The sequence below is a fragment of the Amycolatopsis sp. NPDC089917 genome (assembly GCF_040684635.1).
Classification (GTDB): domain Bacteria; phylum Actinomycetota; class Actinomycetes; order Mycobacteriales; family Pseudonocardiaceae; genus Amycolatopsis.
Genome location: NZ_JBFBGL010000073.1, coordinates 13172 through 37133 on the forward strand (window position 1 = coordinate 13172; position 23962 = coordinate 37133).

Genomic DNA, 23962 nt, shown 5'->3' on the forward strand with positions numbered 1-23962 from the left:
GCGCTCAGCGGAGCAGGTCGGCCGGTGAAGTGCCCTCGGCCGTGAGCGGAAGGCCGAGCGCGACCCGTTCGGTGAGCCAGCCGCTCGGCCGGTAGCGCTGGTCCCCGGTGCTCGTGACGAGTCCGCGCAGGACCCGCAGCACGAAGTCCGCGCCCGCTTCCTCGCCCCACGTCAGCGGTCCGCGCGGGTAGCCGAGGCCGAGCCGGACGGCGGTGTCGATGTCTTCCGGCGTCGCGAGCCGCTGCCCGGCGATGAAACAGGCGGTGTTGACGATCGAGGCGAGCAGCCGCTGCGCGATCGGCGCGGGGCCGTCGCGGACCACGGTCACCGGCAGCCCGGTCGCGGCGAGCGCGCCCCACGCGGTGCGGCCGGCGGCCGGGTCGAGCGCGGGATGGACCGAAAGCGTCAGGCGTTTCGCGTAGCCGCCGAGGGGATCGACGCCGACGACCCGTTCCGCCGGGAATCCCGCGGCGAGGGCGGTGTCCACAGTGGACGCGCCGACCGGGCTGACGATCAGGACCGTGTCCGGGTAGGCGGAATGCACGACCTGGATCCCCGCCGACGAGAGCAGCGTGCCGAGCCGTTCGTCGTCGACCCACACCGGCGTGGCCGGGGCCTCCGGCGCGGCCGGTTCCGGTTCCGTCTGCTGCTGCCCGTCGATGTAGCTGTAGAAGCCTTCGCCGTTCTTGCGCCCGAAGAGCCCGGCGGCGACGCGGGGGCGCGTCAGCCACGACGGCCGCAGCCGCGGTTCACCGTGGAAACCGCTCCAGATGCTTTCCAGCACGGCGTGCGAGACGTCGAGACCGGTGAGGTCGAGCAGTTCGAACGGGCCGAGTTTCAGGCCGAGCACGTCCCGCGCGACGCGGTCCACGTCGGCCGGGCTCGCGACGCCCTCGGCGAGGATCTGCAGCGCCTCGGTGCCCAGCCCGCGTCCGGCGTGGTTGACCAGGAAACCCGGGGCGTCGCGGGCGAGGACGGGTTCGTGCCCCCAGCCGCGGACGAGTTCGGTCACGGCGGCGGGCAGCCACGCGGCCGTCCGCGCGCCCGGCACGACCTCGACCAGCCGCATCAGCGGGACCGGGTTGAAGAAGTGGAGACCGAGCAGCCTGCCGGGCTCGGTCAGCGCGGCCCCGATCTCGGTGACCGAAAGCGAACTGGTGTTGGTGGCGAACACGGTGTCCGGTCCGCAGACGCGTTCCAGCTCGGCGAACAGCGCGCGTTTGATCTCCAGGTTCTCGCGGACCGCTTCGACGACGAGGTCGACGCCGTCGGCGGGCGCCAGCGGGCCGTCGGCCGCGATCAGCCTGCCTTTCGCGGCCGTGGCGGCTTCCTCGGTGATCCTGCCCTTCGAAGCGAGCTTGCCGAGCATCGCGCCGACGTGGTCGATGGCCTCGCCGACCGCCTCCGGCCGGGCGTCGGCGAGTTCGACTTCGAGCCCCGCCGTCACGGCGAGCTGGACGATGCCCCGGCCCATCACCCCGGTTCCGATGACCCGGATCCTGCCGACCTGCTCCGCCCACTTCTCCACCGCGAGCCGCCTTTCCCTCGATGCCGTCTCCCGGCGTGACGCTAGCCGCCACGCCGGTATCTCGCCCGGAAGGGTGATCCGCGCACCGTCCGGCGTAAGGCCGCCGAACCGGCGAAGTCCCTTCCGCGAAAACCGAGTGTTCCGCGCACCACCCTCGAAGGGAAACCTCCCATGGCCACCGTCCCCGCCGCCGCAGCCGTCCGGACCACGCCGTTGCTCCTCGTCGCCGTCCTCTTCGGCGCCGTCGCCGCGTTCTTCGCGAGCCAGGCGCTGTGGCCGCTCACCGCGCTGGCCGTCGTGGTCGCCGCCGGCGTCCTCGCGGGCGGCGTGTGGATGACCGGCCGCAAGGGAAATCGCGAACTCTAGGATCGCCGTGTGACGGCGAGACGCTTGACGCGGGAGGAAAGCCGCGAGCAGACCAGGCAGCGCTTGCTCGCGGCGGCCGCCGAGCTGTTCTCCGAGCGAGGGGTCAACGGCACGTCCGTCGAGCAGATCGCCGAACGGGCGGGCTTCACGCGCGGCGCCTTCTACGGCAACTTCGACGGCAAACACGAGCTGGTCGTCGAACTGCTGCGCCGCCGGACCCGGCGGGAGGCCGAAGAGGTCACCGCGCTGGGCGAGGGTGTCGGTTCCTTCGCCGAGATGATGGACCGGCTGCGCGCGTGGAACGTCGAGCGGGCGGAACACCTCGCCGGCTGGCTGACCTTGCGCACCGAGCTGGCCCTTTACGCGCTGCGCAATCCCGAAGCGCGCCCGTTCGTCGGTGAAGGCGAGAAGTCGACAAGGGCACTGCTGGAGACGTCCGTCCGGACCGAACTCGCCGCGCGCGGCGCGGAACCGCCCGCCGACCCGGCCTTCCTCGCGTTGATCCTGCACGCGCTCGAAGACGGCCTCCTGCTGCAGCGCTTCCTCAGTCCCGAGGGGACCGGCGACGAGGACGTGGTGGACGCCGTCCAGCTGCTGATGCGAGCGTGGACCGCGCTCAGCCGGTCATCCTGATCCCGGTGAACTCGGCCATCTGACGGATCCCGTGCGCGAAGAAGGCGTCCGACGGGTCCACGGAGCCGACGTACTGGCCGAACAGCTCGAAATTGATCATCCCGAACAGCTGTGTCCAGGCCATGATCAGCCTTGACGCAGTCTCGGGGGCCAGGGTGATCTTGAGGATCTCGGCGACGGCGCCGAGTTGCCGCCTCAGCTCGGCGGGCATCTCGCCGACCTCGGTCTCGACCCGGAGATTCGCGTCGCGCAGGACCGCGACCAGCGCGAACGCCACCCGGCCCGCGGGGGTGACGGTGTCCTGCGGGGCCTGGTAGCCGGGGATCGGCGAGCCGTAGATCAGCGCGTACTCGTGCGGATGCGCCTTCGCCCACGCGCGCACCGCGAGCCAGATCGACTCCCACCGTTCCAGCGAAGCCTTCTTGGGGTCGTCCGCGGCCTCCGCGGCCTCGCCGACGGCGTTGTAGGCGTCGACGATCAGGGCGGTCAGCAGCTCTTCGCGGCTGGAGAAGTACCGGTACAGCGCCGACGAGACCATGCCCAGCTCCCGCGCGACGGCGCGGAGGGAAAGCCCGAGCGCGCCGACTTCGGCGAGCTGGCGGCGGGCTTCGTCCTTGATCTCGCGGGTGAGCTCGGCGCGGGCGCGTTCACGCGCGGTCTGGGTGGCAGCCATGCTCTCAACATAGAGCATCGCACCTAAATGAGAGCACTGCTCTTGACACGATGCACCGCTCTGGTGTTCACTGCTCTTAACAGAGAGCACTGCTCTCACAGACTTCGAGGAGATGTCATGACCACCACCGCTGCCGCTGGCACCCGCTACCTCAAGCCCGCCAAGGCGACCACCGCGTTCAACGAGACCGTCCTCAAGCTGACGAAGCTCGGCGTCAGCATCCTGGGCAGCCGGGTGCTTTCGGTCCGCGGCCGCAAGAGCGGCGAACTGCGCTCGGTCCCGGTCAACCTGCTGAAGCTGGACGGCGAGCGCTACCTGGTGGCGCCGCGCGGTGTCACGCAGTGGGTGCGCAACCTGCGGGTCGCGGGCGAGGGGCAGCTCCGCGTCGGGCGCCGCACCGAGACGTTCACCTACACCGAACTCACCGACGACGAGAAGCCCGAGATCCTGCGCGCCTACCTCAAGCGCTGGAAGTTCGAGGTCGGCGTGTTCTTCGACGGTGTCGACGCGAAGGCGTCCGACGAGAAGCTCCGCGAGATCGCCCCCGGCTACCCGATCTTCAAACTCGCGTGACACGTGATCAGACCCCGAACACAGGTGATCAGAGACGGAACACGCGTGATTGAAGGCGGAACACGCGTGATCAGGCGGACGACACGCGTGATCAGGCGGGGACCGCGGCTAGTCGTCGGTGGGGGTCCGTCGCGTGCGGCGGGCGGTGGCCGCCACCAGCACCACCCCGATCAGGAACGCGACGAGCCCGATCAGGAACCACAGTTTCTGCCCGGTCATGAAGCTGCCGGTCAGCACGCCGGCGCCCTGGAGCACCCAGACGCCGCCGACCAGCAGGAAGACCAGCCCGATCGTGAGGGTGACCCAGCGCTTCATTCCCAGCTCCCCGCCTCGACGTGCCCTGCGGCGATTCTGGCAGGAGAAGCCCGGTCCGGCGAACCGATCACCGGCCGCCGACGAGACCGTTCCGATAGGCGTAGACGACGGCGTGCACCCTGTCCCGCAAACCCAGCTTCGCCAGGATCCGGGAAACGTGGGTCTTCACCGTCTCCTCGCCCACATGCAGCAAGCCGGCGATCTCCGCGTTGCTGGAGGCGTCGGCGACCAGCATGAGGACCTCGCGTTCGCGCGAAGTGAGCCGTTCCAGTTCGGCCGGTTCGGCGGCCACGGGTTCGATGCTGGTGGCGAAGGTCGACACGAGCCGCCGCGTCACCGTCGGGTCGATCAGCGCGTCGCCGCGCGCGGCCACCCGCATGGCCGACACGAGCTCCTCGGGGGCGAGGCTCTTCAACAGGAACCCGCTCGCGCCCGCCCGCAGCGCGCGGTAGACGTACTCGTCGGAGTCGTAGGTCGTCAGCACGAGGACGCGGGTGTCGTTACCGGGCGCGGACATGATCGCCTCGGTCGCGGCCAGACCGTCCAATTTGGGCATCCGGACGTCGAGCACGGCGACGTCCGGGCGCAGCGCGGCCGCCTGCGCGACGGCTTCGCGTCCGTCCGCGGCCTCGCCGACACAGGCGAAATCCGCCTGGGTGTCCAGCACCGCGCGCATCCCGGACCGGAACATCGCGTGGTCGTCCGCCAGCAGAACCCGGATCACTCCGCCTCCAAAGGAAATCCGACTCGAACCCGCCAGTGCCGCCCGTCGTCGAGCGGCCCGCATTCCGCCCGACCGCCGAACAACGCGACCCGTTGCCGGATCCCGGCGAGTCCGCGTTTCGTCGACTCGGCCGGGGAACGCCGGTTCGGGCGGCCGATCTCGTTCGTGATCGCGAGGACGATCTCCGTCCGCCGGTAGGCGAGGTCGATCTCGACCGTCCCGCCGGAGCCGTGCCGGAGCGCGTTCGTCAGCGCTTCCTGCGCGATACGGTACAGCGCGATGTCCACCGAGCCCGGGAGTTCCCGCGGCCCGCCTTGACTCGTCAGCCGCGCGGGGAGCCCGGCGCTACGAAGGTTGTCGAGCAGCTCGTCGAGGTTGTCCAGTCCCGGCTGCCGTTGCGCGTCGCTGTTCTCCTTGCCGTGCAACAGATCCAGCAGCCGCCGCAGATCGGCCATCGCGGCCCGGCTCGACGATTCGACGGCCGAGAGTGAACGCCGCGCGGCCGGTTCCCCCTCCGGCAGACCGAGCCGCGCGGCACCGGCGTGCACGCCGATCGCGCTGACGTGGTGGGAGATCACGTCGTGCAGGTCGCGGGCGATGGTCGTGCGTTCCTCGGCGACGGCGCGGCGGACCGCCTCGGCTTCGTGTTGCCGCCGTTGTTCTTCCGCGCGCTGGAGATCGGCGATGTACGCGCGCCGCGCGGTCGTGTAGCGGCCGACCATCCACGGCAACAGTCCGCTCACGCCGACGTCGATGAGCAACAGCCGCCAGTCCCGGGCCTCCCGGCCGGACGGGATGACGTTGCAGGCGACGAGACCGGCGAGCATCACGGCCAGCGCCGCCAGCGCCGGTTTGGCCGAAAGCCAGGCGCCGGCGCGGTATCCCGCGATGAGCACGCCCGCGTTGGTGGCCTGCAGGTAATGGTCGAACGGGTAGACCAGGATCGGCGCCGCGGTGAGCAGCACGCCGTGCGCGGCCGACACCCAGCCGGAATACCGCGAAGGCCCGGCGAGCGCGGCGTTGGCGAGGATCCCGCCGATCAGGATCACCCATGCCCGCCAACCCAGCGAAAGCGGTGGTCCGACGATGAGGAACAGCCCGGCGTCCGCGACCAGGCAGACGGCCGCGACCGCGCACGCCTGCCTCGCCAGCGACCCGCTGATGTCCCGCACGCGTCCAACTCTGCCCTATTTCACTGGACAGGGGTTCCTAAGATCATCAGCCATGGGGATCGAGAAGACGCCCGTGCTCTGGACGACCGGCGCACCGGGATCGGGGAAATCGACCACCGCCTGGGGTTTGTACCGCCGCGTCGTCGAAGCGGGCGGCAACGTCGCGTACGTCGACATCGACCAGCTCGGGCTGATCGGCCCGCCTCCGGGCGGGGGCGACGCGTCGCACGCCATCAAGGCGGCCAATCTGTTACGGGTCCTGGAGATCCTGCGTGCCCGGGGCGCCAGGCAGCTCGTCGTGTCCGGGGTCGTGGACCCCGAGAACGGCGTCGAGCGGGACTTCGAAGGCCGCGACTTCGACCTCACGCTCGTCCGGCTGACGTGCGATCGCGACGAACTCCGGAGCCGTTTCCTCGGCCGTGGTTCGCCCGAAGGAGCTCTTCCCGACCTCTTCGAGATCGCGGACGCCTACGAGCGCACCGGTTTCGGCGAGGCGATGGACACGACGGGGCAGCGTCCCGGGGAAACGATCGACACGCTGTTCCGGCGGTGCGTGGTCGAACAAGGGGAGATCTCTCCGCCGGACGCCGTCGCGCCGCAACCCGGACCGGTGACCGTGGTGACCGGTCCGACGGCGGTCGGCAAGTCGACGGCCGCGTACGGAGCGCTGCGGGAATTCTGGGCACAGGGGACGCCGGTCGCCTACGTCGATCTCGCGCAACTCGGGTTCGTGCACCCCGGCGGCCCGGATCCGGCCGTGGAGGCGGCGAACCTGGCCGCCGTCTGGCGCGGCTACCGCGACGCCGGAGCCGAACGCCTGATCGTCGTCGGCCGGGAATTGGCGCCGGAGCACCGGCGGGTCTTCGAGGAGGTCACCGTCGTCCACCTCGACGCGGACGACCCGACGCTCACCGAACGCGTCCGGCGCCGGGCCGAGGGCGAATCCGCGCTGCTGGCCGGTGACGAACTCCGCGGCGCGCCACCCGGGGTGCGGGACCGGGTGGCCGCCCGCGCGATCGCCGAGGCGGCCCGGACGCGCGGCTCCGGCGGCGACCGCGTCGTCCTCGACACCGCCGGCCAGGAAGCGGCCGAGACGGCCGCCGCGCTGCTCGCTCTCGTCCGCTAGCCGTGCGTCAGTTGCCGGGCGGCGGTCCGCCCGGCAACTGACCGGGCTGTCCCTGCTCCGGTTGCCCCTGGCCCGGCTGATCCTGCTGTCCCTGACCGCGCCGGCCGCCGTTCTGGCCGCGCTGGGTCTGCTGCCCGGGATTGCCGATGCTCGTCGCCGTCGCGGTGTTCCCGGTGACCTTGGCGTTCACCGTCACCGTCTGGCCGGTCTTGGGCTCGCCGGTCTTCCTGGTCGACGAATCGATCGTGTAGACCTGCTGGTAGCCGTCCTTGCTGGTCACGCTGACGGAAGTCGCGCTGATCTCGGTGATCTCGCCGGTCTGCACGCGCTCGGTGCTGTAGCCGCCTTTGCCGTCGGAGACGACGAAATCGCCGTGCAGCGCGTCACGCGGCATGCCCCCGCCGGGGCCGAAGAGCATCCGGCCACCGCCACCGGGCCCGCCCATCATCTGGCCCTGTTCGGCGCCGTTCGCGGCGGTCCCGGCCCAGATCGCGGCCCCGCCGCCGGCGGCGATCACCACCGCCACCCCGGCCGCGATCGCGGTCTTGCGGCCCGACCAGGCCTTCTTAGGTTCACCCGCCGGGGCAGGCGCGCCCCACGCGGCGGTCTCGCCCGCCGGAGGTCCGGCTGGTTCGGTCGGTTCGGTCATCTGGTCGCCTCCGTGTACTCGGTTGCGGCCATGCTCGGCGCCGTCGCTGTGCGGAAGCTGTGCCGGCGGTGGGCGGCCGCTGTGATTCCCGCCCGGCCGGGTGATCGTTCACAGGAAACGCACAGCCGGGACACAGAGAAGGCTCAAGGGCGCCGCGCAGGATGGCACCATGACCAGTGTGAACGTCCCGTCGTCCGGTTCCGCGAAGGCAGGTCTGCGCCGTGCCGACGGCAGCCCCGTGCGGGTGCTGGTCGTCGACGACGAGGCGACCCTGTCCGAGCTCGTGTCGATGGCCCTGCGCATGGAGGGCTGGGACATCCGCACCGCCGGCGACGGGACCGAGGCCGTCCGCGTGGCCAGGGAATTCCGGCCGGACGCGGTGGTCCTCGACGTCATGCTGCCGGACATGAGCGGCCTGGACGTCCTGCGCCGCCTGCGCGCGGAGGTGCCCAACCTGCCGGTGCTGTTCCTGACCGCCAAGGACGCGGTGGAGGACCGGATCGCCGGGCTCACCGCGGGCGGCGACGACTACGTCACCAAGCCGTTCAGCCTGGAGGAGGTCGCGCTGCGGTTGCGCGCGCTGCTCCGGCGCGCGGGCGGGGTCGCCGGGCCGAGCGGTTCGATGCTCGTCGTCGGCGACCTGACCCTGGACGAGGACAGCCGCGAGGTGCACCGGGGCGGTGATCCGGTGCCGTTGACCGCGACCGAGTTCGAACTGCTGCGGTACCTCATGCGCAATCCGAAGCGCGTGCTGTCGAAGGCGCAGATCCTGGACCGGGTGTGGAGCTACGACTTCGGCGGCCAGGCCAACATCGTCGAGCTGTACATTTCCTACCTCCGCAAGAAGATCGACGCCGACAGGGAGCCGATGATCCACACGATGCGCGGCGCCGGGTATGTCCTCAAGCCCGCGGGTTAGGCGGCCTTGGTCCCTGCGGCGGCGGCTGATCGCGCAGGTCGCGGGGCTGCTCGCGCTCGTCTGCCTGGTGGTCGGCGTGGTGACCGAACTGGCGTTGCGGGACTTCCTGATCGGCCAGCTCGACGCGCGGCTCCACGAGACCAGTGAACGTGCGAGCCGTCCGCCGCCACCGGGCCGTCCCGGCGGGGAAAGGGTTCCCGAGGGCCTGCGCGCGTACGGCCAGAGCACCGGTTCGCTGTTCGTGAACGTGTTCCCGGACGGCCGCGTGCTCGCCGCCGTGCTCCGGTCCAGCTACGACGCGAAGGTCACCGACCCGTTCCCCCACGACGAGATCAGCCAGACCCAGGTCACCGCCTTGCTGCGGTCGGCGACGGGCAACGAGCCCACCGACGTGAATCTCGGGTCGCTCGGGGAATACCGCGTGGTGGCGAAACAGACGTCCAGCGGCGGGATCGCGATCACCGGGCTGCCCACCAAGGACGTCAAGGACACGTTGTGGAACCTCGGTTTCATCTTCGGCGGGGTGGCCGTCGGCGGCATCCTGCTGGCGGGCGCGCTCGGCGCGGTGACCGTGCGGCGCACCATGAAACCCCTCGACCGGCTGGCCGCCACCGCGACCAGGGTCGCCGAACTCCCGCTGGACCGCGGCGAGGTGGCGCTGTCCGAACGAGTGTCCGAAGTGGACACCGACCCGCGCACGGAGGTCGGCAAGGTCGGCTTCGCGCTCAACCGCATGCTCGGCCACATCTCGAACGCGCTATCCGCCCGGCAGGCCAGTGAAAGCCGGGTGCGCCGGTTCGTCGCCGACGCCAGCCACGAACTGCGGACCCCGCTCGCGGCCATCCGCGGCTACGCGGAACTCACCCGGCGGTCCGGTTCCGAGGTGCCGCCGGACATCGCGTTCGCGATGGGCCGGGTGGAGTCGGAATCGACGCGGATGACCGGTCTGGTCGAGGACCTGCTGCTGCTCGCGCGGCTCGACTCCGGCCGTCCGGTGGTGCACCAGCCGGTCGATCTCTCGCGCCTCGTCGCGGACGCCGTCGCCGACGCGCACGTCGCCGGGCCCGGGCACAAATGGCGCCTGGAGGTGCCGCCGGAGCCGATCACCGTCCTCGGCGACGCGGATCAGCTGCACCAGGTGGTGATCAACCTGCTGGGCAACGCGCGCACGCACACCCCGGACGGCACCGAGGTCACCGCGTCTCTGTCCATGACGGACTCGGTGGTGACACTGTCCATTGTCGACGGTGGGCCGGGGATCCCGCCGGAGATCCTTCCGGAGGTCTTCGAACGCTTCGCCCGCGGCGACGATTCGCGCTCGCGCGCCGCGGGCAGCACCGGGCTCGGCCTGGCGATCGTCGCGGCCGTCGTCGCCGCGCACGGCGGGCAGGTCGGCGTCACCAGCCGTCCGGGGCGGACGGAGTTCCGGGTCACGCTGAGGGCCGCCACTCACTGTTAGCGCCGCAAAGGATGACGCACGGCAGCTCGCCCTCGGCCCGCGCGGCCAGCCACGCGGCGAAACCGACCGCGGCGGCCGGTTCGACGGCGAGGCGGAACTCCTCCCAGAGCCGGTCCCGCGCGGCGAGCAGTTCCGCGTCGCCGACCAGCACGGACGTCACCCGGTCCCGGAGCACGGCGAACGGGACGTTCCCGACCCTGGTCGCGCCCAGCGCGGACGCCGCCACCGAGTCGATCTCCACGTCCACCGGCTCGCCCGCCTCCAGCGCCGCGCCGAGCGCGCGGCACCGCTCCGGTTCGACGGCGAACGTCGGCAATCCGGCCAGCGAAGTCCCCGCGACCAGCCCGCCACCGCCGACCGCGACCAGGAACGCGTCGACGTCCGGCACGTCTTGGACGACTTCGGCCGCGACAGTGCCCTGACCGGCGACGACGGTGGGGTCGTCGTACGCGTGCAGGTACCGCGTACCCGGCTCAGAGGCCGCTTCGAGCGCCTTCGCGGCCGCCTCGGCGTACGTCGCGCCGTGGCGGATGAGCTTCGCGCCCGTGGCCTCGATCCGGACCGTCTTCGCCTGCGGAGCCGACTCCGGCACGTAAACGGTCGCGGGCAGATTCAGCAGCGAAGCAGCCGTCGCCACGCCCAGCCCGTGGTTGCCGCCGGACGCCGTCAGCACCCGCTCCGGCAACGGCCCGCTCACCAGCGCGTTCACCGCGCCCCGCAGTTTGAACGACCCGCTCCGCTGGAGGTGCTCAAGCTTGAGGACCAGCGGTCGCCCGTCGACCTCCGCGCGCAGCACCGGCGTGCGTCGCACGAACGGGTGGACGGCTTCGACGGCCTTGAGGACGTCTTCCCAGGTCGGAGCGGTGCTTGGAGTACTCATACCCCCACTGTCCTCCATGCCCGGCGGGTAGTGACTACACTGGTCCCCGGACCCCGCGCGGCGTCCATCTTGTGAACCTCCCCAGGGCCGGAAGGCAGCAAGGATAAGCAAGCTCTGACGGGTGCGCGGGGTCCCCTTTCGTTTCCGGGGCCTAGAAGATCCCGAAGACGTCCTTCGGCGGTACTGGCGACGGCAAGGCCTCCGCGTCCGTGATGGCCTTCGCCTTGCCTTGAAGCTGCCGTAGATCTTCGTTCGCGACACAGCGAGCCGGGTAGGCGGACGACGCGGCCCGACGGGTCAGGTCCTTGACCGGGAGTTCGACGCGCGAGGCGGCGACCACGATGTTCCCGAAGCGGCGGCCCCGGAGCACGCCCGGTTCCGCCAGCAGGGCCAGCTGCGGGAACGACGTCGCCAGCGTCGCCAGGAATCGGCGAAGGAACGGCAGGTTGGGGCCGTCCGAGACGTTGGCGATGCAAGTGCCCGCCGGGCGGAGGACGCGCGCGATCTCGTTCGTGAACTCCACGGTCGCGAGGCCGCCGGCCAGGACGCCGCGTTCGAAGGCGTCCACGATGACCAGGTCGGCCGAAGCGTCGTACCTGCCGGAGACGCCTTCGCGGCCGTCGCCGACGCGCACCTTCAGCCCTTTCAAGCCCAGCTGCTCGCGTACGAGCGCTACGAGTTCGCCGTCGGCGTCGAACACCAGCTGCCGTGAGCGCGGCCGCGTGGCGGCGATGTAGCGGGGAAGCGTGCAGGCCGCGCCGCCGACGTGCAGCGCGTCGATCGGTCCTTCGCCGAGACAGTCGACGACGTCGGCGATCCTTCGGATGTAGTCGAACTCGAGATCCGTGGGATCGTCGAGGTTGACGTGCGACTGGGCGACGCCGTCGACCGAGATCGTCCAGGCGTCGGGGCGGTCGGCGTCGCGGAGCAGTTCGGCGGTGCCGAAGCGGACCGGATACGTGCCTGGGGTCGGTGCTGGTCTCACCGTCGGACCTTCCCGGTAGTCTCGCGGCCGTGGCATTAGCGCTGTACCGAAAGTACCGTCCGGCTACCTTCGCCGAGGTCGTCGGGCAGGAGCATGTGACCGATCCGCTGCGCACAGCGCTGGCCGCCGGTCGCATCAACCACGCCTACCTCTTCTCCGGCCCGCGAGGCTGCGGCAAGACGTCGAGCGCGCGCATCATGGCGCGTTCGCTGAACTGCGCGAAGGGCCCGACGCCGGATCCGTGCGGCGAGTGCAACTCGTGCCGGAACCTCGCGCCCGAAGGCCCCGGCAGCGTCGACGTCACCGAACTCGACGCCGCCAGCCACGGTGGTGTCGACGACGCCCGCGAGCTGCGCGACAGGGCCTTCTACGCCCCGGCGGACTCGCGCTACCGCGTCTTCATCATCGACGAGGCGCACATGGTCACCACGCAGGGCTTCAACGCCCTGCTGAAGATCGTGGAAGAGCCGCCGGAGCACCTGATCTTCATCTTCGCGACCACCGAACCGGACAAGGTGCTGCCCACCATCCGGTCGCGGACGCACCACTACCCCTTCCGGCTGATCCCGCCGAGCTCCATGCGCGACCTGCTCGAACGCAACGTCGCGGCCGAGGGCGCCAAGGTCGAGCCCGCCGTGTACCCGCTGGTCATCCGCGCGGGCGGCGGCTCGGCGCGGGACACGCAATCGGTGCTGGACCAGCTGCTGGCGGGAGCCGGGCCGGACGGAGTCGACTACTCGCGCGCGGTGTCGCTGCTGGGTGTCACCGACGTCGCGCTCATCGACGGCATGGTCGACGCGCTGGCCGCGGACGACGCGGCCGGGGTGTTCGGCACCGTCGAGAGCCTCGCCGAGGCCGGGCACGATCCGCGCCGCTTCGCCACCGACCTGCTCGACCGCCTGCGCGACCTGGTGATGCTGCGCTCGGTGCCGGACGCGGGCGAGCGCGGCCTGGTCGCCGCGCCGGACGACGAGCTCAAGAAGATGAAGGAGCAGGCGGGAAAGCTGGAGCCCGCCACGCTCTCGCGGTACGCCGACATCGTCCACAATGGACTCCTGGAGATGCGGGGCGCGACGTCGCCCCGGCTGGTGCTGGAGCTGCTGACGGCGCGGATGCTGCTGCCGTCGGTCGCCGAGGGCACCGACGCGCTGCTCGCGCGTCTCGAACGGCTGGAGCGCCGGGCCGCTTCGGCTCCGGCGCCCGCCGCCGGTGTCGCGGTCCAGGCTGTTCAGGCCGCTCCCGCCGGTCAGGCCGTCCCGGTCGCTCAGGCCGCGCCCGCGCCGGCGGTCTCTCCTTCGGGTGAGCCCGTCCGCGAGTTCCAGCGGCCGTCGCAACGGGCCGCCGCCCCCGCGCCGGCTCCTCAGGCCGCCCCTCAGCCGGTGGCACAACCCGCCGCGCAACCCGCCGCACAGCCTGTCGCGCGGCCCGAGCCGGTCGCCGAACGGCCCGCCCCCCAACGTCCTTCCGCGCCCACTCCGCCTCCGGCCGCTCCGGCGCCCGCGGCGGCTTCGGCGGGCGGGACGGACGTGGAGGGCATCCGCGGTCGCTGGCCGCACGTGCTGGCCGCGATCCGCAAGGTCCCCGGTGGCCGTAGCACCGAAGCGATGCTCACCCAGGCGAGCGTCGTGACCGTCGAGGGCACCGCCGTCACGCTCACGCACAACGCGGAACCGCTGGCACGCAGGCTTTCCGAGCCGCACAACGCGGAGCGCGTCGCGGCCGCGTTCAAGGAGGTCTTCGGCGGCGACTGGCAGGTGCGGTGCGTCCACGGTGCCGCGCAGGCCCGGCAGGCCACCGCCGCGCCCAAGGCCGCGCCGCCACCGTCCGCGCCCGAGCGGTCCTTCACCCGCCGGTCCGTCGAAACGCCCAGCGCCCCTCCTGCGGCGCCTCCGGCGCCACCCGTGTCGAAGCCGCCGGAGCCTCAGCGGCCGAAGGTGGCGACCGGCGAGCCGGACATCCCGCTCCCGCCCGAGCCGGTCGAGGACGATGAGGATCTCTACAACGAGGACGCGAGCCCCGCGCCGCCGCCTCCGCCGCTCCCGCCGGAGCAGGATCCGGAGGAGATCGCGCGGAAGCTGCTCGCCGACCACCTCAACGCCCGCCCCCTGGACGAACGCAACTAGAGGACGAAACGCGGGACGTCAACGGGCCAGGTAGTCCTCGATGGCCTTCGCGATGACGGCGGCGTACTGCTGGCGGCCTTCTTCGCTCGCCATCGCCGCGGCCTCGTCGGCGTTGCGCATGTTCCCGCATTCGACGAGCGCGGACGGGCGGGTCGAGAGGTTGAGCCCGCCGAGGTCGGCGCGCGGCGCGAGCCCGTTCGAGCCGAGATAGGTCGACGTCGGGAAGCCGCCCGCGCGGATGCCGTCCCGCAACGCCGTCGCGAGTTTCACCGACGGCTCGCCCTGCTGCGCGTTCAGCGGCGGGGCCGGGTAGGCGACGTGGAATCCGTGCGCCCCGGCGGAATTCGAGCCGTCGGCGTGGATCGACACGACCGCGTCCGCCTGGGCGTCGTTCCCGATCGCGGCGCGTTCGTTGACGCACGGCCCGACGCCGGTGTCGTTCTGCCGGGTGAGGACGACCCGGATTCCCTTGGCCGTCAAGGCTTGCGAGACCCGCTGGGAGACGTCCCAGGTGAAAGCGTGCTCGGCATAGCCGGAATTCGTCGAGGTTCCGGTGGTGTTGCACGGTTTCGTCTTGCCGCGCCCCGCCGGGACCTGCTTGTTGATCTCGCCGGGTCTGCTCGCGTTGCCGCCGTTGTGGCCGGGATCCAGCACGACGACCTTGCCCGTCTTCGGCGGCTGAGCCGGTGGAGGTGGCTGCGGCACACTCGACGACGGCGGTGGCGCGCTCGACGAGGGACTCGGCTGTGGAAGGGTGGTGAGGACCGTGGTCGTCCCCGGCGGGGGAGGACCGGAAGGCGGCGCCGCGGGGGTGTCCACGCCGCACGCCGCGAACAGCGTCAATCCGATCGCCACCAGAAGGCCCATCCGTCGTCGCACGGCGCCAACGGTGCCATACGCGTGACGGCTAGTCTGGTAGGCGGCACGGGATTTTCCAGGAGAGGACCGATCGGATCATGGTGCAACCCGGTGGCGGCTTCGACCTGTCGCAGATCATGCAGCAGGCCCAGCAGATGCAGCAGAAGCTGGTCGAAGCCCAGGAAGAGCTGGCCAACACGGAGGTGACCGGCACTTCCGGCGGCGGTCTCGTCACCGCGACCGTGTCCGGCGACAGCCAGCTGAAGTCGTTGGCCATCGACCCCAAGGTGGTCGACCCCGACGACGTCGAGACCCTGTCCGACCTGGTCGTCGCGGCCGTGCGGGACGCTTCGGCCAACGCGCAGAAGCTCACCGAACAGAAGCTCGGCCCGCTCGCCGGCGGCCTCGGCGGCGGGATGCCGGACCTCGGCGGCTTCCCCGGGCTCGGCGGCTAGCTTGTACGAAGGTGTCGTCCAGGATCTGATCGACGAGCTCGGGCGGTTGCCCGGCGTCGGTCCCAAGAGCGCGCAGCGGATCGCCTTCCACCTGCTGGCGGCCGATCCCGCGGACATCGCGCGGTTGCAGGAAGTGCTCGGCAAGGTCAAGGAAGGCGTGCAGTTCTGCGAGGTCTGCGGCAACGTCTCGGAACAGGAGACCTGCCGGATCTGCCGCGACACCCGCCGCGACCTCACGGTCATCTGCGTGGTCGAGGAACCCAAGGACGTGCTCGCCGTCGAGCGGACGCGCGAGTTCAAGGGCCGCTACCACGTGCTCGGCGGCGCGCTGGACCCGTTGTCCGGCATCGGTCCGGAGCAGCTGCGCATGCGTGAGCTGCTCGCGCGGATCGGCGGCGCGGAGATCAGCGAGATCATCATCGCGACCGACCCGAACACCGAAGGCGAGGCGACCGCGACGTATCTCGTGCGGATGCTTCGCGACTTCCCCGGCTTGACGGTGACGCGGCTCGCGTCGGGCCTGCCGATGGGCGGTGACCTGGAGTTCGCGGACGAGCTGACGCTGGGCCGCGCCCTCTCCGGCCGCCGGGCTCTCTAGCTCGAAAGTCCGTGAAGGCCTCCTTGAGGGACTCTGGGTCCCTCAAGGAGGCCTTCACGGACTTCGGAAAGCTCGCGGGATCAGACGTCGCCCACCCACATCCAGAGGTGCCACTTGTACTCGCTGGTACCGGTGTTCTCCAGACGGCAGAGGTAGTCGGTGTACTCGGGGTGGCGGTTGAACTCCACCGTCGCCTGATAGGTGCAGTCCTGTTCGGTGTTCCAGTAGCCCGCGCTGACCCAGTATCCCGGGACCATCACCGAAGCCGCGGCCGGCTCCGGGGCGGTGGTCAGGGCGGGTTCGGCGAACGCGACGGCCGGAGCCGACAGCGCGAACGTGACGGCCATCGCCGCCAACAAGGTCTTCCTCAAATTCCTTCTCCCCAGTGAGAAACGGACATCGAGAAGGACCTTATTGGCCGGTCGGGCGATCGGTAGGGGTTTCAGGCCCGCCTGAAACGGAGCGTCAGCAGTAGCCCAGGCGCGCGAGGGTGTCGACGATGATCTCCGACGGGTGGAACTTGTCGACCCAGGACTCGCCGCGGCGGTTCTGGTAGGTGTCGAGGAAGTTCTGCAGCTTGTCCCCGCGCATCTCGGTCAGCACGACGGTCTCGCCGAGGTGCTGCGGCGTCTCGGTGCGCTCGCGGTGCACGGCGCACGGCAGGCCGAGGTAGTAGCACTCGGCCGAAAGGCCGCCCGAGTCGGTGACGACGTACTCCGCGCGCGCGACCAGCGGCAGGAACTTCAGGTACCGCATCTTCGGCTGGATGATGAAGTTCTTCTCGTCGAAGAGGTTCGCCAGGCCCAGCGCGCGGATCTTCTCGCGCTCCGGCGCGCCCGCCATGTAGAGGATCGGCATCTGCTTGCTCTGCTCGCGCAGGATCTCCAGCGCCTCGCGGTACTTGTCCGCGCGCGAGACCAGTTCGAAGCGGTGCAGGGTGGCGAGGCCGAACTTCTCCGGCAGGCCCTCGACGTCGAGCGGCCCGTTGATGGCCATCCGCATCGCGTCGATCGCGGTGTTCGCCTCGGTGTCGACGACGACGCCGCGCGCGTTGCGGAGGTTGTTCACCTCACGCGCGCTCGGCGCGAAGTGCATGTCGACGATCTTCGCGGCGATCTTCCGGTTCAGCTCCTCCGGCAGCGGCGACATGATGCTGCCCGACCGCGCGCCCGCCTCGACGTGCCCGACCCGCGACTTGAGGATCCGCTTCCCGATGAGCGAGCCGTACGGCGTGGTGAAGGTGTCGCCGTGCACCAGGACCAGCGGCGGACGCCCGTCCTCGACCAGCGCGGCCTTCAGTTCGGCGCGGCGGCTCCACGCGGTCCGCAGCACCTGCGCGGCCCAGCCCGGCACCTGCGCGGGCGACTCCAGGTTGTGCGCCTTCTCCTTCGGCACGAGCCAGACGTCGGGCTCCGGGAGGTTCAGGTCGGCGAGCACGTCCGAGACCTCGTCGACGTGCTGGGCGGTGAACCAGATCTTCGGCCGGACCCCGCGTTCGAGGATGCCGTGGTAGACCGGCGCGATTTTGATCAGTTCCGCCGTGGTGCCGAGAATGAAGGAAATCACCGGAAGAGCCATTCTGTCGGGGTCTGCGGTGCCCGAAGGATACTGGTGGGCCGCGCAAGGTAGCCTCGCCGGGGTGAGTGCGAATTCGCTCCTCCCGGCCCTGTCCGTCGTGATCCCGGTCTACAACGAGCAGAACTGGATCGACCGCAGTGTGGGCGCGCTGATCGCGTCGGCACAGGCGGCGAACTGGCCGGTCGAGGTGGTCGTGGTCGACGACGGCAGCACCGACGGCACCGGCGACAAGCTCACCAAGCTGCAGGAGCTGTACGGCATCACCGTGCTCTCCCAGCCGAACAGCGGCCGGTTCGAGGCCCGCCGGGCGGGGATCGCGAAGGCGTCCGGGCGGCAGATCCTGCTGCTCGACAGCCGCGTGATCGTGGACGCCGGCTCGCTCACCTTCCTGCGCGACCAGCTCGTGGACCACCCCGAGCGCACGGTGTGGAACGGTCACATCAACGTCGCGTCCGAACACAATCCGTACGCGGGATTCATGGCGGGGCTGGTCAAGATCCCGTGGCGCCGTTATTGCGCGAACCCGCGGTTGATGTCGTTCGGTATCGAGGAGTTCGACGTCTTCCCCAAAGGCACCGGATTCTTTTCCGCGCCGAAGGACGTTCTCGAGGATTCCTCGAACGCGTTCGAGTCCCTCTTCGAAGACGTCCGTTTCGCCAGTGACGACACGGGCGTTCTGCGCTGGATCGCGGAACGGCACCGTATCTTCCTCGCCCCGGAGTTCTCCGCGACTTACCACGGGCGGGATTCCTTCAAGAAGTTCATCGGGCAGTCGTATTTCCGCGGCACCACGTTCGTCGATTCGTATCTCGCGTCGCCCGGCCCCGCGCGCAACGGCCTTTTCGCCGCGATGGCCCTCGGAGCGATCGGACTCGGCGTGGCCGCGAAGCGACCGAAGACCGCTGTGACGCTGGCCGCCGTCGGTTCGACGGCCGCCGGGTTCGCGGTGACGAAGTTCGGCGCGACCAAGGCCGAGGCCAAGGCGGTCGCCCAGCTCACGCCGGTGTTCGCCGCGGGGTTCGGGGCCGGGGCGATCCGGGGCCTCTTCATGGCGCTGCGGGCCCGGCTGCGTAAATGAGCACCTTGGCTGACGAAACCGGCGGCGAACTGGCCAAGAGCACCGGGAAATCCGCCGGCCGCATCGGTGTCTACCTGCTGATCGCGATCGCGCTGGGCTATGTCCTCACCGTGGTCTGGGGCCGGACGCTGTCGACGGCTGACAACGCTGTCTTGCTCTCCTTCTGGGGCATGCTGATGGGCCTGGGCGCCGCTCTGTCCCCGCTCGAACAGGAGATCTCGCGCCAGTCCGCGCACGCCGCGCTCGAAGGCCGCAAGGCCGGGCGACCGGCCGTGATCGCCTTCGTCACCAGCCTGGTCGCGGTCGCCGTCGTGGCCCTGTTCACGCTGATCCCGCCGATCACGGACAAGGTCTACGGCGGCCAGTTCGCGCTCGCCGTGATCGTGCTCGCGGGCGGGCTTTCGTTCGCCTTCCAGTTCGCCGCGCGCGGACTGCTCATCGGCCAGGACCACGTCCGGTCCTACTCGTGGCTGATCCTGGTCGAGGCCGCCGTGCGGATCCTCGTGGTCGCCGCCCTCGTGGTCGCCGGGCTCACCCAGCTGTACTGGTTCGCCCTCGCCGCCGCGACCGGCTCGTTCGCCTGGCTGCTCTTCGCCCGCGGCGCCGCCAAGCTGGTCGACCCCAAGCTGGACGCCGCCGAGCCCGCGAAGCCGATCGTCACGAACATGCTGATGCTCCTCGCGGGCGCCGGGCTCACCGCGAGCGTCATCACCGGCTATCCGGCGCTGGTCAGCCTGCTCGCGCCCGGCGGTGACAAGGACAAGCTCGGTGTGCTCTTCGTCGCCCTGTTCGTGGCCAGGACACCGCTCACGCTGATGGCGCCGATCCAGGCACTGGCGGTCCCGACCGTGGTGCGCCTGTCCAGCACCGAGGAGGGCAAGCATCGGCTGCGGAAGCTGCTCGCGCTCGGCTCGATGGGCGCGCTGGCGCTCGCGGCCCTCGGCGCGCTGATCGGCTGGCTGATCGGCCCGTGGGTGGTGCGCCTGGTCTACGGCGGCAAGAACGACCCCGAGGCCTGGTGGATGGCCGGGCTGGTCTGGTCGTCGGTGCTGCTGGCCGCGATGCAGCTGCTCGCCGCCGTCCTCGTCGCGCAGGCCAAGGCCAAGAAGGTGCTGATCACCTGGGCCGCCGTCGTCGTCGCGACCGCGCTGGTCCTGCTGTTCTTCCCCGGCGACACGGTCGTGCGGGCCGTCGTCGGGCTCGCCGCCGGTCCGACGGTCGGACTGCTGGTGGTCATGGGTTTCGTGGTGAGAGGCACGCCGGAGACGGGCAACGCGAAGCCGTCCGAAACGTCTCGATAGTGTGGCCGCGCCACGAACGGGGTGGCGTTTTAACGCCGAATAGGGTTGGACAGCGAATTCGATGAACGTTCTTTTGGTGTTGCTGGCGTTCTGGCTGCCGGGTCTCGTCTTCGGCGCCGCGATCCGGTTGCGCGGCTGGACGCTCGCCGCCGCGGCCCCGCTGCTGACCTTCGGCCTCGTCGCCATCGCCATCCCGATCCTCGGCCGGTTCGGCATCCGCTGGACCATGCTGAACGTGGGCCTGTGGGTCCTGCTGCTGTCCGTGATCGGCTTCGGCCTCTCCTTCCTCGTGCTCCGCTTCACCGCGAAGCGGCACGCCGACTGGAGCGAGGACGAAGACGACGACGAGACGAAGCGCTCCCTGCGCGACCACCTGCTGATCGGCGCCGGTGTCGTGGTCGGCCTCGGCGTCGGCACGGTGACCTTCCTGCGCGGCTCGCACAGCCTGGAGAACGTCCAGCAGGGCTGGGACGCCCCGTTCCACGGCAACCTGGTGCGCTGGATCGCCGAGCACGGCGACGCGCGCGCGTCGACGGTCGGCACCATCGCGAACCTGCCGAACCAGACCGACTACTTCTACCCGGACACCTACCACGCGCTGCTCGCCCTGATCTTCGGCAAGGGCGGCCTGACGATGATGCCGACGCTGAACCTGGCGGCGCTCATGGTCGTGCTGACCGTCCCGGTCGGCGTCGCGGCGATGTGCCGCGCCTGGCGCATGCCGGTCCTCGCGACCGCCGCCGCCGCGGCCGTGTCCACCTGGTTCACCGCGTTCCCGTACGACTCGCTGTGGCGCGGCCCGCTCTGGCCGTACGTCGCAGGCGTGGCGCTCGTGCCCGCGATGCTCGCGCTCGCCCGCCTGCTGCTCAAGCCGAACGGCGTCGCCGGGCCGGTCGCGATCGGCGTCGGCGTGGCGGGCCTGGCGGGCCTGCACACCAGCCTGATCTTCGTGATCATGGTCTATTTCCTGCTGATCCTGCTCGCGGTGCTGTTCCGCTTCGAGAAGATCGACTGGCGCCGCAGCGCCGCCTCACTGGTGGCCACGGTCCTGATGGCGGTCGTGCTCGGCGTGCCGCAGGTCCTCCCGGCGCTCTACAACGCGGGTGGCGTGACGAGCGCGTTCTGGGCGTCGGAGACCAGCGTGTCCGGCGCGCTCGGGCAGACCATCACCTTCTCGCCGATGGCGTCGTTCCCGCAGTGGTGGATCGGCATCCCGGCGATCATCGGGGTGTTCTTCCTGGTCAAGCACCGGCGGATGCTCTGGATGGTCGGCGCGTACGTCGTCCTCGGCGGCCTGTTCGCCGCGACGATCTCGCTGGAGACGCCGCTCATCCACACCCTGACCGGCGTGTTCTACAACGACCACTGGCGGATCGGCGCGCTCGTGCCGCTGGCGGGCGCCGTCGCGTTCGGCGAGTTCGTGCACACCGCGTCCGGCAAGTTCGCCGAGAAGATCGGCGAGCGCAAGCCGAACCTGAACCCGTTCACCGCGGCCATCGCGGGGGCGCTGGTGGTCGGCCTGGTGGTCACGGTGCTGAGCCGCGGCGGCTACATCGGCCGCAACTCCGCGCGGCTCGCGATGAACTACGGCCCGGACGGTCCCTCGGTCAGCAAGGGCGAGGAAGAGGCCTACGGCTGGCTCGGGAAGCACGTCGTACCGGGCGAGCGCGTGATGAACGACAAGGCCGACGGCTCGGTGTGGATGTACGCCCTCGCGGGCGTCCAGCCGGTCGAGTGGACCAACTACGGCGCCGAGTTCACCACCAAGGCCGGCTGGCTCAGCGTGTTCCTGAACGACATCAACCGCGATCCGCGCGTGCGCGACGCGCTCACCGACCTCAAGGTGCGCTACGTGCTCGTCGGCAAGGGCAAGGTGGCGCCCAACGCGCAGTCCGCGGTGGGCCTCCAGCGCCTCGACATCACTCCGGGTTTCAAGCGCGTCTTCCACAACCTCGACGCGTCCGTCTACGAAATCGAAGGTCAGCAAGGTGTGGTCGCCGCCGGCGCCCCCGCCGGGTCCGACACCGCTCACGGCCAGTAAGAAGATAGAGTGATCCAGTGTCCAGTACGTCCGTGACCACCCGTCGCGTGCTCATCGTGATGCCTGCTTTGAACGAGCAGGCCAGTGTCGGCGCGGTCATTTCCCAGGTCAAGCAGTCCTTGCCGGGCATGGATGTGCTGGTGGTCGACGACGGTTCGTCCGACGAGACCGCCAAGCTCGCCCGCGCGGCGGGCGCGGAGGTGGCCCGCCTGGCGGTGAACCTCGGCGTCGGCGGGGCGATGCGCACCGGCTTCCGGTACGCGGCCGCCCGCGGCTACGACGTCGTCGTCCAGGTGGACGCGGACGGTCAGCACGACCCGGAAGAGGTCGCCGCCCTGCTGGACGCGCTCGACGAAGCCGACATCGCGATCGGCTCGCGGTTCGCGGGCAAGGGTTCGTACAAGGCGAGCGGCCCGCGGAAATACGCGATGGTCGTGCTCTCGTTCGTTTTCTCCCGGCTCGGGAAGACCAAGCTCACCGACGTGACCTCCGGGTTCAAGGCGATGGGCCCGCGCGCGATCAAAATGTTCGCCGCGTACTACCCGGCCGAATACCTCGGCGACACGGTCGAATCGCTGGTGATGGCGATCCGCGCCGAACTGAAGATCAAGGAAATCCCGGTGATCATGCGGGAACGGGCCGGTGGCACACCGAGCCATTCCCCGGTGAAATCGGCCGTCTACCTCGGCCGCGCCGGACTCGCCCTGCTGCTGGCGCTGGTGCGCCGCCGCCCCGCCGTCGACTCGTCGGATTCGGCGTAAAAGGAGCTGATTATGGCTGGCTGGCGCATTCTCAGCATCGTCGTCGCCTGTCTGGTGCTGTTCGTCGTCCTCGAGATGATGCGACGGCGGAAACTGCGGGAAAAGTACGCGGGTGTCTGGCTCGTCCTCGCCATCGGCGTGGTCGTGCTCGCTCTCGTTCCGCAGGCCGCCGACTTCCTGGCGCGGGTGACCGGCGTGCAAACGCCGTCGAACTTCGTATTCCTCTTGGCCGGTGTGGTTCTCGCACTGGTCGCGCTGCATCTGTCGACCGAGGTCGGGCATCTCGAAGAAGAGGTCCGGACCTCCGTCGAGGAGATCGCGCTGCTCCGCTGCGAACTCGCCGACGCCCAGCGTGACCTGGAAGAACGCGTCGCCGCGCTCGAAGCGCGGACGGCGACTCCCGACAACGTCAAAGGGCTCCCCGAAGTGAGCCCCGCGCGCGCACGCTGATCGACGCGCTCCTGGCGGCCCCGCCGAGGTTGGGGACCGTCCGAGTACTCGCCGTTGACGGGCCTTCCGGGTCCGGGAAGTCCACGCTGGCCGGGAAGTTCGTCGCCGGACTCGCAGGTCACGGCGTCCGGGTGGCGCTGGTCAGCACCGACGAGTTCGCGACCTGGGACGAGCCCGTTTCGTGGTGGCCGAGGCTGGAAACCGGTGTCCTGGCACCGCTGCGCGCGGGCAGGCCCGGCCGCTATCGGCGCGTGGACTGGTCCACCGGTGTCCCGCTGCCCGGTGAAGAAGTCGAGATCCCGGTTCCCGAAGTCCTCGTACTGGAGGGCGTTTCCAGTGGCAGGGCGCGGATGCGGCCGTCGTTGTCCCTGCTGACCTGGGTGGACGGCGGGAGCGAGACCGAACGCCTCGACCGCGCCACCGCGCGCGACGGCGAGGAATCGCGGGCGGATCTGCGCCGCTGGCAACTGTTCGAACGGGGCTGGTTCATCGTGGACGGGACCGAGGCCGCCGCGGATTCCGTGGTCGTGAGCGCGTCGTCCGTCTGATCACGCGAGTTCGCCGCCCAATCACGCGAGTTCGGTGTCTGATCACGCGAGTCACGTCTTCGGGCCCGGCGAACAGGCCGGTATAGGTGGTCGTGAGTGGCGTTTCGGGTTGGGGCGTACTCGTATTCAGGTACCTACGCCTGACCTGCGTGGGTGGTGGTTCGACGGG

Annotated in this window: 26 protein-coding genes and 1 other RNA gene; 16 read left to right on the top strand and 11 right to left on the bottom strand. The window is 70.4% G+C overall.

Annotated elements, in window-relative coordinates:
- Positions 1 to 4 precede the first annotated feature (4 nt).
- Positions 5 to 1528 carry a 3-hydroxyacyl-CoA dehydrogenase gene (locus AB0N89_RS35085; protein WP_364214001.1) on the bottom strand — a complete coding sequence of 508 codons (1524 nt, stop codon included), beginning with the start codon at positions 1526 to 1528 and terminating at the stop codon, positions 5 to 7.
- Between the two features lie 171 nt (positions 1529 to 1699).
- On the opposite strand from AB0N89_RS35085, the gene AB0N89_RS35090 reads away from it, so the two are divergent.
- A complete protein-coding gene (locus AB0N89_RS35090; RefSeq protein WP_364214004.1) occupies positions 1700 to 1894 on the top strand; it encodes a hypothetical protein in 195 nt (64 codons plus the stop codon).
- 9 nt (positions 1895 to 1903) lie between these two features.
- A complete protein-coding gene (locus AB0N89_RS35095; protein ID WP_364214007.1) occupies positions 1904 to 2527 on the top strand; it encodes a TetR family transcriptional regulator in 624 nt (207 codons plus the stop codon).
- Here AB0N89_RS35095 and AB0N89_RS35100 read toward each other — a convergent pair.
- Complete coding sequence (locus AB0N89_RS35100) at positions 2511 to 3200, bottom strand: TetR/AcrR family transcriptional regulator (protein ID WP_364214010.1); 690 nt, start codon at positions 3198 to 3200, stop codon at positions 2511 to 2513. The genes AB0N89_RS35095 and AB0N89_RS35100 overlap by 17 nt on opposite strands.
- A gap of 117 nt (positions 3201 to 3317) precedes the next feature.
- On the opposite strand from AB0N89_RS35100, the gene AB0N89_RS35105 reads away from it, so the two are divergent.
- Entirely contained in the window at positions 3318 to 3773 is a 456-nt protein-coding gene (locus tag AB0N89_RS35105) for a nitroreductase family deazaflavin-dependent oxidoreductase (RefSeq protein ID WP_364214013.1), read from the top strand.
- A 108-nt stretch (positions 3774 to 3881) separates the two neighbouring features.
- Here the strand turns inward: AB0N89_RS35105 and AB0N89_RS35110 are convergent, their stop codons facing one another.
- The 3 genes from AB0N89_RS35110 to AB0N89_RS35120 all read right to left on the bottom strand — a co-directional run bounded on the left by AB0N89_RS35110 (position 3882) and on the right by AB0N89_RS35120 (position 5984).
- A complete protein-coding gene (locus AB0N89_RS35110; protein ID WP_364214016.1) occupies positions 3882 to 4088 on the bottom strand; it encodes a hypothetical protein in 207 nt (68 codons plus the stop codon).
- A 67-nt stretch (positions 4089 to 4155) separates the two neighbouring features.
- Complete coding sequence (locus AB0N89_RS35115; RefSeq protein WP_364214019.1) at positions 4156 to 4812, bottom strand: response regulator transcription factor; 657 nt, start codon at positions 4810 to 4812, stop codon at positions 4156 to 4158.
- On the bottom strand, positions 4809 to 5984 hold the full coding sequence (locus tag AB0N89_RS35120) for a histidine kinase (RefSeq protein WP_364214021.1): 1176 nt from the start codon (positions 5982 to 5984) through the stop codon (positions 4809 to 4811). Before AB0N89_RS35120 ends, AB0N89_RS35115 begins: the two co-directional genes overlap by 4 nt.
- A 52-nt stretch (positions 5985 to 6036) precedes the next feature.
- On the opposite strand from AB0N89_RS35120, the gene AB0N89_RS35125 reads away from it, so the two are divergent.
- A complete protein-coding gene (locus tag AB0N89_RS35125; RefSeq protein ID WP_364214024.1) occupies positions 6037 to 7110 on the top strand; it encodes an AAA family ATPase in 1074 nt (357 codons plus the stop codon).
- A 7-nt stretch (positions 7111 to 7117) separates the two neighbouring features.
- Here the strand turns inward: AB0N89_RS35125 and AB0N89_RS35130 are convergent, their stop codons facing one another.
- Positions 7118 to 7759, bottom strand: coding sequence for a hypothetical protein (locus AB0N89_RS35130; protein ID WP_364214027.1), 642 nt, complete (start codon positions 7757 to 7759; stop codon positions 7118 to 7120).
- 169 nt (positions 7760 to 7928) lie between these two features.
- Between AB0N89_RS35130 and AB0N89_RS35135 the strand changes: the two genes are divergently transcribed.
- Together AB0N89_RS35135 and AB0N89_RS35140 are read left to right on the top strand one after the other, a co-directional pair.
- A complete protein-coding gene (locus AB0N89_RS35135; protein ID WP_364214030.1) occupies positions 7929 to 8678 on the top strand; it encodes a response regulator transcription factor in 750 nt (249 codons plus the stop codon).
- Positions 8656 to 10137: an ATP-binding protein gene (locus AB0N89_RS35140; protein ID WP_364214033.1), complete on the top strand. Its 1482-nt coding sequence runs from the start codon at positions 8656 to 8658 to the stop codon at positions 10135 to 10137. The genes AB0N89_RS35135 and AB0N89_RS35140 overlap by 23 nt, the downstream gene beginning before the upstream one ends.
- Here the strand turns inward: AB0N89_RS35140 and AB0N89_RS35145 are convergent.
- Positions 10109 to 11017: a serine/threonine dehydratase gene (locus AB0N89_RS35145; protein ID WP_364214036.1), complete on the bottom strand. Its 909-nt coding sequence runs from the start codon at positions 11015 to 11017 to the stop codon at positions 10109 to 10111. The two genes, AB0N89_RS35140 and AB0N89_RS35145, sit on opposite strands and share 29 nt — an antisense overlap.
- 45 nt (positions 11018 to 11062) lie before the next feature.
- Between AB0N89_RS35145 and ffs the strand changes: the two genes are divergently transcribed.
- An RNA gene (ffs, locus tag AB0N89_RS35150) (signal recognition particle sRNA small type) lies at positions 11063 to 11157 on the top strand.
- A gap of 11 nt (positions 11158 to 11168) precedes the next feature.
- Here ffs and AB0N89_RS35155 read toward each other — a convergent pair.
- The gene (locus AB0N89_RS35155; protein ID WP_364214039.1) at positions 11169 to 12002 is read right to left on the bottom strand and encodes a fused MFS/spermidine synthase; all 834 of its coding nucleotides are present in this window, start codon (positions 12000 to 12002) and stop codon (positions 11169 to 11171) included.
- 29 nt (positions 12003 to 12031) lie between these two features.
- On the opposite strand from AB0N89_RS35155, the gene AB0N89_RS35160 reads away from it, so the two are divergent.
- Entirely contained in the window at positions 12032 to 14125 is a 2094-nt protein-coding gene (locus AB0N89_RS35160) for a DNA polymerase III subunit gamma and tau (protein WP_364214042.1), read from the top strand.
- 18 nt (positions 14126 to 14143) lie between these two features.
- Here the strand turns inward: AB0N89_RS35160 and AB0N89_RS35165 are convergent, their stop codons facing one another.
- Positions 14144 to 14992 carry an N-acetylmuramoyl-L-alanine amidase gene (locus AB0N89_RS35165; protein ID WP_364214064.1) on the bottom strand — a complete coding sequence of 283 codons (849 nt, stop codon included), beginning with the start codon at positions 14990 to 14992 and terminating at the stop codon, positions 14144 to 14146.
- An 89-nt stretch (positions 14993 to 15081) separates the two neighbouring features.
- On the opposite strand from AB0N89_RS35165, the gene AB0N89_RS35170 reads away from it, so the two are divergent.
- Both AB0N89_RS35170 and recR read left to right on the top strand, forming a co-directional pair.
- A complete protein-coding gene (locus AB0N89_RS35170; protein ID WP_005166259.1) occupies positions 15082 to 15438 on the top strand; it encodes a YbaB/EbfC family nucleoid-associated protein in 357 nt (118 codons plus the stop codon).
- Position 15439: 1 nt separating this feature from the next.
- Positions 15440 to 16036 (top strand): recombination mediator RecR, encoded by a 597-nt coding sequence (gene recR, locus AB0N89_RS35175; protein WP_005166260.1) that lies wholly within the window; start codon positions 15440 to 15442, stop codon positions 16034 to 16036.
- 80 nt (positions 16037 to 16116) lie between these two features.
- Here the strand turns inward: recR and AB0N89_RS35180 are convergent, their stop codons facing one another.
- A complete protein-coding gene (locus AB0N89_RS35180; protein ID WP_364214047.1) occupies positions 16117 to 16407 on the bottom strand; it encodes a hypothetical protein in 291 nt (96 codons plus the stop codon).
- Between the two features lie 94 nt (positions 16408 to 16501).
- Entirely contained in the window at positions 16502 to 17614 is a 1113-nt protein-coding gene (locus AB0N89_RS35185) for a UDP-N-acetylglucosamine 2-epimerase (RefSeq protein ID WP_005166261.1), read from the bottom strand.
- 61 nt (positions 17615 to 17675) lie between these two features.
- Between AB0N89_RS35185 and AB0N89_RS35190 the strand changes: the two genes are divergently transcribed.
- The 6 genes from AB0N89_RS35190 to AB0N89_RS35215 all read left to right on the top strand — a co-directional run bounded on the left by AB0N89_RS35190 (position 17676) and on the right by AB0N89_RS35215 (position 23793).
- On the top strand, positions 17676 to 18692 hold the full coding sequence (locus AB0N89_RS35190; protein WP_364214051.1) for a glycosyltransferase family 2 protein: 1017 nt from the start codon (positions 17676 to 17678) through the stop codon (positions 18690 to 18692).
- On the top strand, positions 18689 to 19993 hold the full coding sequence (locus AB0N89_RS35195) for a hypothetical protein (protein ID WP_364214054.1): 1305 nt from the start codon (positions 18689 to 18691) through the stop codon (positions 19991 to 19993). Before AB0N89_RS35190 ends, AB0N89_RS35195 begins: the two co-directional genes overlap by 4 nt.
- Before the next feature lie 61 nt (positions 19994 to 20054).
- Entirely contained in the window at positions 20055 to 22034 is a 1980-nt protein-coding gene (locus AB0N89_RS35200) for a DUF6541 family protein (RefSeq protein ID WP_364214057.1), read from the top strand.
- Between the two features lie 17 nt (positions 22035 to 22051).
- Positions 22052 to 22795 (top strand): glycosyltransferase family 2 protein, encoded by a 744-nt coding sequence (locus AB0N89_RS35205; protein WP_364214060.1) that lies wholly within the window; start codon positions 22052 to 22054, stop codon positions 22793 to 22795.
- A gap of 12 nt (positions 22796 to 22807) precedes the next feature.
- Positions 22808 to 23245 carry a DUF2304 domain-containing protein gene (locus AB0N89_RS35210; protein WP_020632199.1) on the top strand — a complete coding sequence of 146 codons (438 nt, stop codon included), beginning with the start codon at positions 22808 to 22810 and terminating at the stop codon, positions 23243 to 23245.
- Positions 23242 to 23793: a uridine kinase gene (locus AB0N89_RS35215; RefSeq protein ID WP_364214067.1), complete on the top strand. Its 552-nt coding sequence runs from the start codon at positions 23242 to 23244 to the stop codon at positions 23791 to 23793. The genes AB0N89_RS35210 and AB0N89_RS35215 overlap by 4 nt, the downstream gene beginning before the upstream one ends.
- The last annotated feature ends 169 nt before the right edge of the window (positions 23794 to 23962 follow it).